Raw genomic sequence first — 12,036 nt, forward strand, 5'->3', positions numbered from 1 at the left:
GGAGCGTCATGACCACAGCCACCGAAACAGCAGCGCCCCTCGTCCGCGTGGTCAGGGGAGGCGCGCTCCCCGCCGAGGAGCTGGCCGCCCTGACCGCGGTCCTCCTGGCCCGGGCCACGCCCGCCGCCGACGAGGCACCGCCCGTGCCGGTCGCGCCGGTCGTCCCCCTCTGGGACCGCCCGGCGTCCTACCGTTCGCCGCAGAGCTGGCGCAGCTGACACAGGGGAAGGGGCCCGACGCCGTCGGCGTCGGGCCCCTTCCCCATGTCTCACAGACCGGCCAGCGCGGCCCTCATCGACGGGGCGACCAGGTCGGCCAGGGCCTGCACGGACAACTCGGCGATCGGCTGGAGCCGCAGCAGGTACCGCGCGAAGGCCACCCCCAGCAGCTGTGCGGCGACCAGTCCGCTGCCGGCCGCCGCCCGCTCCACGCCCAGCACACCGGTCAGACTGCTGGTGAACTGCTCGTGCAGCACGCTGCGCAGCCGCTCCGCGGCCCGCTCGTTGGTGGCCGCCGAACGCAGCAGCAGGCGCAGCGACCCCTCGGCCGTGTCCTGCTCCCACGGCGCCAGGAAATGCGCGACGAGGGCGTGCGGCAGCCGTTCCACCGGCGTGCCCGTCAGGTCGGGCAGGCCCAGATCGACGTCGAGGGCGGCCTCGAACAGCCGCTCCTTGCTCCCGAAGTACCGCATGACCATCGAGGGGTCGATGGCCGCCGTCGCGGCGATGGCCCGTATGGTCGCCCGCTGGTACCCGTCGGCCGCGAAGTGCACGCGAGCGGCGTACAGGATCGCCTCGCGGGTCCGCTGGGAACGAACTGTCACCACGGCCTTCCTCCCTCACCCGGGCCCGGCCCCACCGTCCGGCGGGACCGGGCGTTGCGCCCTCAGGCCTGCTCGACGGGCGAGGCTTCCTGCTCGGCGGCCGTCGCCGCACCGGGCGCTGCGGCGCCCGCCCGGCCGGCCTCGCGGGCCGCCGGCTGCGGCGCGGGTCCCTCCTCGCCGCACCACTCGTGCAGAGCCGACCGCATCCGCCCCTCGCGCCCGTCGGCGTCGCCCGTCCCGTCCACCCAGGCGGTGTAGCCGTCAGGGCGCACCAGCAGGGCGCCCACACCGGGTAGTTCGGGCAGTGGGGCGCCGACACGCACCGGGCTGACCCGCGACCCCCACGCCTCGGTCACCGCGGCGCACCGCCCGTCCTCGCCGAGGTCGAGCAGCAGGAACCGCCCGTCGCGCATCAGCGAGTACAGCCGCACCGGAGCACCTCCGGCGCGCGGCACGGTGAGGTCGGGCACCCGCTGCCCCGCCCGCACGGACAGCCGGGCGCCGGACGCCCCGCGCCGCGCGTACCCGGTCCGCAGCCCGGAGATCGCCTCGCCGGCGGCCTTCCGGATCCGCCGGTGGGAAAGGGCCCTGGCCATCGCCGCACGGCGCAGCGCGGTCACCAGCGGGGACGAGGTGGTGGCCAGCCGGGTGGCCCGGTCGGTGGCCGCGAGAATCCGCTCGGCCTGCGGCCGGCGCTCCGTCTCGTACGAGTCCAACAGCCCGGCGGGCGCCCAGCCCTGCACCTCGGCGGCGAGCTTCCAGCCCAGGTTCACCGCGTCCTGGATGCCGAGGTTCAGCCCCTGCCCGCCCAGCGGCGAGTGCAGATGCGCCGCGTCCCCGGCGAGCAGCACCCGCCCGGTCCGGTACTGGTCGGCGATCCGCTGGTGGATCTTGAACCGGGCCAGCCACTCCGGCTCGTACGGTCCGGGATCGAACCCCAGCGCCCGCGTGAGGACCTCGCCGAGCTCCTCCAGCGTCACCGGTTCCCGCGTCCAGGGCCGGTCGCGGCGTGCCACGGCGATCCGGTACAGCCCGTCGCCGTACGGCACCGAGACCATCACCCCGCCGCCGCCGGAGACGACGAGCACGTCGTCCGGCGGCGGCTTGCGCAGCCGCACGTCGGCGAGGATCGGCGCGATGTCGTACGTACGGCCGCGGAAGGCGATGCCGGCCAGCTCGCGTACGGCACTGTGGGCGCCGTCGCAGCCGACGACGAAGTCGGCGCTCTCCTCCCACTCCCCGTCGGCGGTGCGTACCTGGAGCGTGACGCCGGAGCCGTCCTGCGTCAGGCCGTACACCTCCGCGTCGCGCTCGATGGTGACGCCGAGGTCGAGGGCCCGCTGCTGGAGCACCTCCTCGGTGCGGCTCTGCGGGATCACGTTGAGGGAGGGGAAGCGGGTGTCCAGCTCGGCGAAGTCGACACGGGCACCGCGCGCCGGCACCATCCGGCCCACCGGCCGGCCGAGGGCCACCAGGGCGTCGGCGTGACCGCGCAGGTCGAGCACCTCCATGGTCCTGCTGTACAGGCCCATCGCCCGGGACTGCGTGGACGGCGCGAGCCGGCGTTCGAGGACGGTGCAGGACACGCCGGCCGCGGCCAGCTCGCACGCCAGGGCGAGCCCGGTGGGCCCGGCTCCCACGACGATGACGGACTGCTCAGGAGCGATGGCCACGGATTCCTCCTTGGACGTGGGGCACGGATGACGGCGCGTGCGGCGCGGCGGCCGGGTCTGCGGACGGCGCCGGGACCGGGTCCGCGTGCGGCGCGGGAACAGGGGTTGCGGAAGGGGCCGGGATCGGGTCCGCGGACGGCGCAAGGGCCGGGCCGGCCGAGGGCGGAACGGCGGGGCCGGCCGACGGCGCCGCGGCCGGAGCCGCGTTCTCCCCGGTGGAACCGGCGCCGGGTGAGGGGAAGGACGACAGGCCGGCACGGGCGGACCAGGTCCCGGCGGCGAGCACCAGGGCCCCGAGCAGCAGCCAGCCCACCGCACCCTGCCGCACCACCAGGAAGGTCACGACCAGCGGCCCGTAGGTGTTGCGGGCCGCGTTCCCCAGGCCGAAGAAGGCCAGGTACACCTGGCGGCTGTCCTCGGGCGCCAGGTCGTACGAGATCGCCCAGGCCCCCGCCTGCTGATGCATCTCGGCGAACGCCTGGAAGGCGACCGCGCCGAGCAGCAGCGCGACGGCGAACGGGGTCGGCACCGCCCCGGTCACGGCGAGCCCGCCGCAGCCCACCGCGAGCAGCAGCCCGCTGCGCCGCAACGCGCGCCCGCCGTCCCCGGCGCTCTCGATGCCCCGGGTGGCACGCACCTGGAAGAGCACCACCACGACGGTGTTCAGGACCAGCGTCCAGGCGATGGCCGCCCGCGGGAGGCGGTCATGGGCGAGCACCCACAGCGGGACACCGGCGGTCAGCACGGTGACGTGCAGGCTGACCACCGAGTTGAGCCCGGTCAGGAGAGCGAAGCGGCGGTCCCGGAACACACTGAACCGCCGCTTCCACGGCAGCGGCCGCCCACCGTCGAGCGCGGCCGCCGCCGTCGTCCGCAGCCGGGCGACCAGGGCCGCCGCGACCACGAACGAGACCGAGTCGGCGTACACGATGCCCACGTACACGCCGTCGCTGTCCGGTACCAGCGCCGCACCCGCGACCAGGCCGCCGAGGGCGAGCCCCAGGTTCTGCAGGGACCGTGCCCGCCCCATGGCCCTGACCCGCTGTTCCTTGGCGACCGCCGTACCGAACAGGCCCTGCACCAGCGGCGAGGCCGCGCGGTCGGCGACCGCGAGCAGCGCGATCACGCACAGGAACGCCGGGAAGGCGGACGCGAACGGATAGCAGGTGAGCAGCGCAGCCCGGGCCAGATGCGCGACGATCAGCATGCGTCGCGGGCCGGCCCGGTCCGCCAGCATCCCGATCGGCACCAGGGACAGGAGGGACACCGCGCCCGCGACGGCGAGCCCGACTCCCACCTGCCCGCCGCCGAGGTGCAGGTACCGGGTGAAGAAGACGACCGACACGGCCATGTAGAGCCCGCTGCCGAGGGCGTCGACGAAGACCGCGACGAGCAGGACCGCCGCCGCGCCGTGCGGCCGCCCGCGCCGCTCCCGCTCCGCTGCCTGTGCCATGGCTTCCTCACTCGGTCGCTGGTCAGTAGTAGTCGCGCATCAGCTCGTCCACCCACTCCGGCTGGACGACCTCCTCGCGCGGTCCGAACTGCCGCAGATACGGCTTGATGTCGAGCACCGGGGTGCCGTCGACGGCGTCGAGCCCGACAACGTGCAGATCGAGACCGTCCGTCTTGACCAGCCGGCAGCGGGAGACCCCGATGCGGTTGGGGCGGTTCTTGCCGCGCTGCGCGAAGATGCCGGCCAGCGGCCACTCCGGGTTGTTGCGCGGATGACGCGCGCCCTCCTGCACCTTGGCCGGGGGAACCCGGTGGAAGTGGAAGACGACCTCCAGGTGCGAGAACGAGTCGAGGGAGAGCAACGCGTCCGCGGTGAACCGCTCGGCGTCCAGCCGGATGACGGACGTCACCTCCCCCCAGTGGTCGTCGACGAGTTCGCGCCGTTCGTTGTGCACATGCGCGATGGGCACCAGGTCAGTGATCGGTTCACCGGTCATGCCAGTCCTTCCGTCGTCGCCGTCCAGGGCGAGTCCCGCGGCGTCCTGCCCCAGGGACCACACCCGGCCCCGGACGAGCAACTCCCCTTCGGCGGCCCGCTGCACGGTCAGATAGATCTCCTCGCGCGGCACGTCGAGCAGGGTGCCCAGGCGGTCCTGGAGCAGCCGTAGCAGCCGGTGCACCTGCGACCGGCTGTAGCTCTCCTTGCACACGACGAACCCGACCGGGGCCGGTGCCGCGGCGCCCGCGTGCCATTCGGGCCGGTGGAAGGTGTCCGGCTCCAGGCGCTGCCACCACACCCAGCAGTGACCGCGCTCCAGCCCGAGCAGCGCCGTCACCGAGTCGGCCAGCTCGCCGAGCACGTCCGCCCCGGGACTGGGCGCCGGGGAGAAGAGCCTGATAACTGGCATCTCAGCGCACCCCGCCGAGCGGCTTCACACCGATCACCATGCAGGTGCGCACGGGGATGAAGTACTCCTCGCCCTCCTGACGGATACCGAGGGCCTCCCGGTACCGCGCCGGCGCCTCGGCGAGCCGGGCCCGGATGGCCCGCTCGGCCTCCGCGCCGGACGAGGCGATCTCGCACCACCGCCGGACGGGCACCCCGGTGCGGCTCTCCGACTGGGCACCCCGGGCGACCGGCACGTTGAGCCCGGCGTCCTGGAGGAAGCCGATCCACTCGTCCAGGGTGTAGCTGCGCACGTGCGTCGGGTCGTGCAGCATCTCCAGTTCGTGGTTGAGCGCGTCGACGGCGGGGTCCTCGTGGCCCTCCAGGTCGATGACCGCGAGCCGCCCTCCGGGGCGCAGCAGCCGTGTCATCTCGCTCACGGCCTTCGGCATGTCACCGAAGTGGTGCGGGGCGAGGCGGGACACCACGAGGTCGAACGAGGCGTCCGCGAAGGGGAGTTGCTCGGCAGGGGCCTCGGCCGTCTCCACGGTGATGCCGCGCTCCGCCGCGAGCCTGCGGACGGACGCCAGCATGTTCGGCGCCGGGTCCACCGCGACGAGACGAGCGGGGAGCTCGTCGGCGAACGACAGACCCAGGTGGCCCGCGCCGCAGGCGACGTCGCAGACGGCACGCCCGGTCTGCGGGCCCAGCGTCTCGTGCAGGGCCTCCATCGTGGGGCTGGAACGATGCACCTCGCTGGTCGCGAAGTTCTCGGCGATCTTGTCGAATCGCTGGCTGGAGAGCATGTCGTGCGCCGCCTTCTGCGTCGTGTGCCGTCTGTCCGTCACGGAGCGGTGCCCACCAGGTCGGTGAGCGCCGCGATCGCGTCCCGGGACGGGCCCGGGCCGCAGGGATGGAGGGTGTGCCCGAGCCCTTCGAGCAGATGCACGCGGACCTCGAAGGCGCGCCGCCCGACCAGCCGGCTCGCCGACCACTGGCCGTACATGTCCGGGGCGAACACGGCGGGCGGCAGTGTCTCGTCGTCGGCGTCGGCCACGTAGCCCACCAGGTCGAAGCTGCCGTACACGAGGTCGAGGGACGGGACGTGCGAGGTCAGGAAGGCGTCCTCCTCGATCACCGTGCCGACCAGTACCGCACGGTCCGCCTGGCGGGGTTCGCCGGAGCGCAGCAGCTGGAGCAGGGCGAGCGCGCCCAGGGAGAAGCCGACGAGCACGAGCGGTCCGGCGGGCAGGTGCCGGTGGGCCGCCAGCAGCCGGGACAGCCGGCCGGCCCGGGCGCGCTGATCGGCCTCCGTGGAGGGCGAGTTCGGCTCCCGTACCGGCATGTCGCAGGTGAGCACCTGCGCGCCCTGGGCGACCAGCCGGCCGGTCAGCTGCTCCAGCAGCAGGTCGTCCCGTCCCTGCCCGTCCAGGACGGAGACGCTGCCGGGACCGGCCAGCAGGACGGTGGCGCGGGCCGGACCGGCGGGGAAGGACCGGCGGGCGCGGTACCGCGTCCCGTCGGTGTCCCGGTGCCACTGGGTGCGCTGATGCACGGTCATCGGCTCACCTGTGGCAGACGGCCTCGGCGAAACCGCCGATGCGCCGGTGGAAGTAGACGCTGATGATCTCCTCGTGGAGCGCCTCGCCGTCCAGGGTGGGGGCGATGCTCTCCGCGGTGCCGGGCACCCGCTCCATGAGGCCCCGTTCGAGGAGTTCGGCGAAGACCGCCGCGAACGGTTCGTCGTGGAAGAGCTCGACGCCGAACCGCCGGCGGAACCGGCCCGCGTCGACGGGCTGGTTCGCCTTGAAGGCGAAGCCGAGCACCATGCCGATGGCCTGGTAGCCCGCCAGTCGCCGCCCGGAGGCCAGCGGCAGACCCGGGCCTTCCTTGAGCCGGGCCGCGTACCCGGAGATGTCGGCGATGTTGTGGGTCTGTACGACGGTGTCCCCGTCGCCGGTCAGCCAGCCGTACGCACCGGGCCCGTACGCGATCATCGAGTCGTGGCGCTGCCACTTGTTGCGGGACACCCGCGGGATGTTCCCGTCCGGGTAGACGCCGGGCCGGTTCCACCAACCGCAGGGGCTCGGGTGGTAGCCGCCGTCGAGCAGCAGTTCCACGACGGCCTCGCGCATCGCGTACGTCTCGCCGAGCGACGGGAACAGGTGCTGTTCGCGCAGCCTGTTCTTGACGCTCTCGACGTTCCACAGCGCCCGGTTGCCGATGCCCATCTTCGCCCGGTCGGCGTTGCGCAGGCGGTAGATGGTGATGGTCGGGACGTCCAGGTCGATGAGCCGCCGGATGTCGTCCGCGACCGTGGCGGTCGACTGATGGGGCAGCCCGAACATCATGTCGACGTTGAACGGCCTGCCGGTGGCCCGCAGTTTGGCGACGGCCCGCAGCGACATCTCGGCGTCGTGGCCGCGTCCGGCGAACGCGTTGACCTCGCTCTGCAGGGACTGCACGCCGACGCTGAAGCGGTTGAACCCGATGGCGCAGGCCTCGGCCAGCTCGTCGTGCTGGAAGTTGTCCGGGTTGCCCTCCAGCGAGATCTCGCAGTCGTCGGCGAGCGTGTAGCGGGCGCGTACGTGGTCCAGCAGCCGCTTCAGCTGTTCGGTGCCGAGCAGCGACGCGGTGCCGCCGCCGAGATAGACCGACTCGATCGGGGCGTGCGCGAGCCAGGGGGAGTGGGCGAGCCGCCGGCCGGACTCGTCGAGCAGCAGGTCCGTCCAGATCCGTGGGGCCGCCTCGCCCTCGGGGCCGTCCGCGACCTTGCGCTTGACGTAGTTGCAGAAGTGGCAGATGTAGGCGCACAGCGGCACGTGGAAGTAGAGGTGGGCGGGGCGGCCGGCTCCCGGATGGTCCCGGATGGCGGCGGCGACCTGCGAAGTCGACAGCTGGTCACCGTAGTTGGCCGTCACGTTGATGTTGTAGTCGTCCTGACCGATCCGCAGCGCGGGGTTCTGGTCGAGCAGCCGCGCGAGTCCCGTGCCGGGGCGTGACGTGGTTCCCCCGGCGGGGCGGCGCAGTGCTGTGGTGCCGGCCGAAGCAGCCGTCCTGCTCATCGCGACCTCGTCTCCTGCAGCCGGCTCCGCGCAGGGAGCTGGGCATGGTGTCCCCCCGCTCCGGGCCGGGCCCGCGCGTCGGGGGGAGGAACGGATGGCGTGCGGGCCTCTGCCGTCCGGCGGGGCTTCCCGGCCCGCCCCTCAACGGGCCGGGAAGCGGTGCACCGCTTCGTCGCCTTCGGCAAAGGCGTGGGATCAGACCTCGACCTCGATGACGGTGGCCTCCGTGATGTTGGTGGCCTCCACCAGGGTCTCGGCGGGAGCGGTGGCCGAGGCGGCTCCGACGGCGCTCAGGGTCACGCCCTCCTGCCCCGGCTCCAGGTGGATGCGGATGACCTTCTTCTCTTCGGGCATGGCAGTCTTCCCTTCGGTGGAGGCGGCAGCGGTCGCGCCGCCGTGGGACAGGGGCCCGCTCACGTCGTCGGGAGCGGGAGTCGGGTGGGGCCGGACGGGTCGGCCGACGTCGACTGACGGGGCGTCAGGGTCAGGCGTACGTTGCGCTGTTTGCGGTCGCGCCAGTAGCGCCCGGAGCGCAGCGTGAACTCCTGGAGGTATTCGGTGGCGCCGCAGCCCTTCGGGTCGCCGGTGATGTTCTTGGCCAGCGGCGGGCAGCGGAACTGGCACCAGATGTCCTCCTGGGCCACCGGGCACGAGCCGCACACCAAGTGGTCGCTGAAGCGGATGTCGCGGAACTCGTCGAACCCGTGCCGCCAGATCTCGGCGAACGGCTTCTCGGCGGTGTTGCCGGCCCGGTAGAGCTGCCCCGACATGCAGTTGCTGCACGGGTACACGTCGCCGCGGCTGTTCACGTAGACGACCGAACGGCCGCACTTCTCCTGGCCCACGGCGCGCTCCAGGCGCTGGCAGAACTGGATGGTGTCCACCCCGCGGATCTCGTCGGCGGCCCGCCGGCCCTCACCGGCGGGCGTCGCGACCGGTTCCTGGTCGGGTTCGGCGGAGTACCGGTCCATGCAGCGCTTGTAGACCTCGAAGACCTCGTCGACGTCCTCGGGGCGCAGCAGCATGTCGGGGTGGAGCAGCGCCCGGCCCACCGGGTGCGTCTCCAGCCACTGGGGCCGGGGGTACCCGCGCTCCGCGCACCAGTCGAAGATCTCCTCGGCGTCCTGGATGTTGTTGCGGTGGACGGAGATGGCGGTGCGGAACACGTGCCCGTGCTTGCGCATCATCTCGAAGGCGTGCTGGAGCTTGGGGAAGTCCATCTTGCCGCGGACGGTCCGCTCGGGGTCCGCGGTGTCGAAGCTGATGAAGAACGACTGACCGGGCGGGATCCGGGCGAGCCGCTCCTCGGTGACCAGCAGGCCGTTGGTGAAGATCTGCGTGCTGAAGGGCTTGCTGCGGGCGTGCTGGATGATCTCGACCGCGTCCCGGTGCGAGAAGATCTCGCCGCCCGTCAGGAACACCTGGAGGACGCCCATCTCGGCGAACTCGTCGAGGAGTTGCTTGATGCGCGGGGTGGATATCTCGTCGGGGCGCTTGAACGCGGAGTCCGCGTAGCAGTGGCGGCAGCGCAGGTTGCAGAGGTTCGTCGTCTCCACGAAGGCGATGGCCGGGGCGGGCAGATGGAACCGGTCGAGCGTCACCAGCGGATCGGCCAGCGCGTGCGTCATCAACTCCGCGGCGCTCACGGCTTGTCCGGAGTTGTGGCGCTCGATCGGCTCCCGTGCGGACGCGGCGAGGAACTCGACATGCCCGTTCGGCAGCAGGGCGACGATCCCGCCCTCGTTCACCTGGAAGGGAATCTTCTGCACGGGCCCTGCCTCTCCTGGTCGTGGGGTGGCGGAACATGAAAGTCAACGTCTGTTGAACTCATGCTGCGTTGAACTCTACGAAGGATGAATACCTTTGGCAAGGGTGTGACGGACACGGCCGGCGGGGCCGGTCGCGCTGGGGTGGGGCGAGGGGGTGCGGGGCGTTCGCGGCGGGCGGCGGTAGGCGGTGCGGGCGACGCGGGCCCATCGCGCCGGGCGGCGGCATGAGGTGCGAGCGGCGTGCCCTGTTCGCGGCGGCAGCGGCGGCGACGTCGGCGAGCGGTGTGACGCGCTCGCGGCGGGCGTCGGCGAGTGGTGTGGGTGGCGTGACCCTTTCGCGGCGGCCGGCGGCGAGGTGCCGGTGGCGTGCCATGCTCGCGGTGAGACGTGCGGGCCGGGGAGTGACGACGCCGTGATTCAGATGATTCCGTGATCAACTGCCGCAAGATACATTCTTGGAAATACCGGAAACGCGGAGCTGTCGGAGATCGCACCCCACGGAGAGGCCGGTCATGAACATCCGCTTCTTGGACAGACTGCTCGGGCGCACCCCGCACGAGCATGGACAGAGCCTCGCCGTCGCCTTCGAGAACGACCCGGAGGGCGTGGCCGAACTGCTCTCGGAGTGCGAGCTGCTCCGCTCCCACGCGTCGGCCGCGGGGCTCGAACTCGACGACACGCCCGCTTCGTTGACCGCGCTCGATCAGCTCCTGCCGCGCTGGCGCGACGACCCCGAGGCACTGCCGTGGCTGGGGAACGACGCGGGCCTGTATCTCGGCACCGTCGTGGTGCGCACCGTTCCCGGGGCCACGTGGCACGTCTGGTCGGGCGGCAGCCCGGTGGTACGGCTTGCCTCCGGCCGCGAGATCCCCGTCGTCGAAGCCGGGCTCGACTGGGCCGTGCAGGGCGTCCCCGAACTGTCGCAGGTGTACGCCGAGGCCGCCGAGGCCTGAGCCGTTCCCGCCCGGCCGTCCGATCGCGGCCCGGGCGGCGTGATCCGGTCGGCGCCGTGATCAGGAAGGGACGGCCTCGGACCGGTGGCGCGCCAGCGCCAGCACGCTCAGGCCGAACATCAGGATGCCGAGCGGGACATGGACCGCCGGTACGTGTGCGATGCCCAGCACCACCTGCACCGACGCGAGGGCGAGGAAGCCCGACGCGTGCAGGACGGGCCGGGGCGAACCTCCGCCCGGTTTCCACGCCAGCACCGCGGCGAGTACGTACAACATCGACGCGCCGTACATCACCCGCGCACCGACGCTGTGCATCACCTCGCCGTAGTGCGCGGTCAGCAGCAGTCCGGCGCTGACGGCCTGGAGGAAGATCGTCGCGGTCTGCAGGGCGACCGCGACCTGGAGGAATGTGGTGCCGCGCGGGACTGCCGGTGTCCGGATGGCCATGATGCGGTCCTCTCTCCTGCCTAGTGGCAGTGGATCTTCTGTACGGTTGCGTCATTCCGACGACACAGGTTCGGAAAATGTCAGGGGGGACGGTCTTCGTGACCACAGAGCTGAGCGCGGTCCTCGGCGAACGGCGGCATCTGACCAACATCGCCTACCGGTTGCTCGGGTCGCTGGCCGAGGCCGAGGACGCCGTGCAGGAGACGTACGCCCGCTGGTACGCGCTGTCGTCGCGGCAGCAGGAGGCCATCGCCTCGCCCGGCGCCTGGCTGACGACGGTGGCGACCCGGGTCTGCCTGGACCTGCTCGGCTCGGCGCGGGTCAGGCGCGAGCGCTACGTCGGCGCATGGGTGCCCGAGCCGCTGCCCGACCGCACGGAGTGGACCAACCGCGCGGTCGACCCCGCCGACCAGGTCACGCTCGACGAGTCGGTGCACATGGCCTTCCTCGTCGTCCTGGAGTCGATGACACCGGCCGAACGCGTGGCGTTCGTGCTGCACGACGTCTTCCGGTACCCCTTCGCGGAGGTCGCCGAGATCCTCGACCGGTCGCCGGGGGCCTGCCGTGAGCTGGCGTCGTCGGCCCGGCGCCGGGTGCGTGCCGCGCACACCCCGGTCTCGGGGCAGGCCGGTCTGGTACGGGACTTCAAGCAGGCGTGGGAGGCCAGGGACATCGAGGCCCTGGTCGGTCTGCTCGCCCCCGACGCCACGATGACGGTCGACGGCGGCGGCGTGGTCGGCGCCGCGCTCCGCCCGGTCGAGGGCGGCGAGCGCATCGCCCAGTACCTGGCCCACTTCGCCGAGAAGGCCCCCGGTCTGACGCTCCTGGAGCGGACGGTCAACGGTCAGTCCGGCCTTGTGGCCCAGCACGCCGGGATCACGGTGACGGTGGCGGCCTTCTCCGGCTCCGGCGGTCGGGTGACCCATATCTGGGCGGTCCGCAATCCCGAGAAGCTCGGGGCGTGGACC

At 72.5% G+C, this 12,036-nt stretch carries 13 protein-coding genes; 3 read left to right on the forward strand and 10 right to left on the reverse strand.

The genetic code is table 11. The features are described 5' to 3' along the window. Positions 1-8 precede the first annotated feature (8 nt). Positions 9-218, forward strand: coding sequence for an acyl-CoA carboxylase epsilon subunit (locus BKI49_RS30615; RefSeq protein ID WP_095937527.1), 210 nt, complete (start codon positions 9-11; stop codon positions 216-218). A 50-nt stretch (positions 219-268) separates the two neighbouring features. On the opposite strand, the gene BKI49_RS30620 is transcribed toward BKI49_RS30615, so the two are convergent. From BKI49_RS30620 to BKI49_RS30655, 9 genes are all read right to left on the reverse strand, one after another. Further along, positions 269-826: a TetR/AcrR family transcriptional regulator gene (locus tag BKI49_RS30620; protein ID WP_095937528.1), complete on the reverse strand. Its 558-nt coding sequence runs from the start codon at positions 824-826 to the stop codon at positions 269-271. Positions 827-885: 59 nt separating this feature from the next. Further along, positions 886-2,496 (reverse strand): FAD-dependent oxidoreductase, encoded by a 1,611-nt coding sequence (locus BKI49_RS30625; protein ID WP_179332638.1) that lies wholly within the window; start codon positions 2,494-2,496, stop codon positions 886-888. Next, the gene (locus BKI49_RS30630; RefSeq protein WP_095937530.1) at positions 2,480-3,949 is read right to left on the reverse strand and encodes an MFS transporter; all 1,470 of its coding nucleotides are present in this window, start codon (positions 3,947-3,949) and stop codon (positions 2,480-2,482) included. Before BKI49_RS30630 ends, BKI49_RS30625 begins: the two co-directional genes overlap by 17 nt. 22 nt (positions 3,950-3,971) lie before the next feature. Beyond that, entirely contained in the window at positions 3,972-4,856 is an 885-nt protein-coding gene (locus BKI49_RS36210; protein WP_306453583.1) for an SAM-dependent methyltransferase, read from the reverse strand. A gap of 1 nt (position 4,857) precedes the next feature. After that, positions 4,858-5,682: a class I SAM-dependent methyltransferase gene (locus BKI49_RS30640; RefSeq protein ID WP_095937531.1), complete on the reverse strand. Its 825-nt coding sequence runs from the start codon at positions 5,680-5,682 to the stop codon at positions 4,858-4,860. After that, on the reverse strand, positions 5,679-6,395 hold the full coding sequence (locus BKI49_RS30645; protein ID WP_095937532.1) for a hypothetical protein: 717 nt from the start codon (positions 6,393-6,395) through the stop codon (positions 5,679-5,681). Before BKI49_RS30645 ends, BKI49_RS30640 begins: the two co-directional genes overlap by 4 nt. Positions 6,396-6,399: 4 nt before the next feature. Then, complete coding sequence (locus tag BKI49_RS30650; protein WP_095937533.1) at positions 6,400-7,899, reverse strand: coproporphyrinogen-III oxidase family protein; 1,500 nt, start codon at positions 7,897-7,899, stop codon at positions 6,400-6,402. A 195-nt stretch (positions 7,900-8,094) separates the two neighbouring features. After that, positions 8,095-8,253 (reverse strand): hypothetical protein, encoded by a 159-nt coding sequence (locus BKI49_RS35460; protein ID WP_158690554.1) that lies wholly within the window; start codon positions 8,251-8,253, stop codon positions 8,095-8,097. 59 nt (positions 8,254-8,312) lie between these two features. After that, entirely contained in the window at positions 8,313-9,668 is a 1,356-nt protein-coding gene (locus BKI49_RS30655; protein WP_095937534.1) for a radical SAM/SPASM domain-containing protein, read from the reverse strand. A 512-nt stretch (positions 9,669-10,180) separates the two neighbouring features. Here BKI49_RS30655 and BKI49_RS30660 point away from each other — a divergent pair. After that, entirely contained in the window at positions 10,181-10,621 is a 441-nt protein-coding gene (locus BKI49_RS30660; RefSeq protein ID WP_095937535.1) for a DUF6278 family protein, read from the forward strand. Between the two features lie 60 nt (positions 10,622-10,681). On the opposite strand, the gene BKI49_RS30665 is transcribed toward BKI49_RS30660, so the two are convergent. Next, positions 10,682-11,068 carry a hypothetical protein gene (locus BKI49_RS30665; RefSeq protein WP_095937536.1) on the reverse strand — a complete coding sequence of 129 codons (387 nt, stop codon included), beginning with the start codon at positions 11,066-11,068 and terminating at the stop codon, positions 10,682-10,684. Positions 11,069-11,145: 77 nt separating this feature from the next. On the opposite strand from BKI49_RS30665, the gene sigJ reads away from it, so the two are divergent. Beyond that, positions 11,146-12,036: RNA polymerase sigma factor SigJ (gene sigJ / locus BKI49_RS30670; RefSeq protein ID WP_095937537.1), on the forward strand; the 891-nt coding region annotated here is incomplete at its 3' end.

Origin of the sequence: Streptomyces sp. Tue6028, assembly GCF_002300165.1 — a bacterium.
Classification (GTDB): Bacteria; Actinomycetota; Actinomycetes; order Streptomycetales; family Streptomycetaceae; genus Streptomyces; species Streptomyces siamensis.

Coding starts and splice junctions, on each gene's coding strand:
- BKI49_RS30615 (WP_095937527.1), top strand. CDS start 9: ATGACCACAGCCACCGAAACAGCAGCGCCCCTCGTCCGCGTGGTCAGG.
- BKI49_RS30630 (WP_095937530.1), bottom strand. CDS start 3,949: ATGGCACAGGCAGCGGAGCGGGAGCGGCGCGGGCGGCCGCACGGCGCG.
- BKI49_RS36210 (WP_306453583.1), bottom strand. CDS start 4,856: ATGCCAGTTATCAGGCTCTTCTCCCCGGCGCCCAGTCCCGGGGCGGAC.
- BKI49_RS30645 (WP_095937532.1), bottom strand. CDS start 6,395: ATGACCGTGCATCAGCGCACCCAGTGGCACCGGGACACCGACGGGACG.
- BKI49_RS30650 (WP_095937533.1), bottom strand. CDS start 7,899: ATGAGCAGGACGGCTGCTTCGGCCGGCACCACAGCACTGCGCCGCCCC.
- BKI49_RS35460 (WP_158690554.1), bottom strand. CDS start 8,253: ATGCCCGAAGAGAAGAAGGTCATCCGCATCCACCTGGAGCCGGGGCAG.
- BKI49_RS30660 (WP_095937535.1), top strand. CDS start 10,181: ATGAACATCCGCTTCTTGGACAGACTGCTCGGGCGCACCCCGCACGAG.
- BKI49_RS30665 (WP_095937536.1), bottom strand. CDS start 11,068: ATGGCCATCCGGACACCGGCAGTCCCGCGCGGCACCACATTCCTCCAG.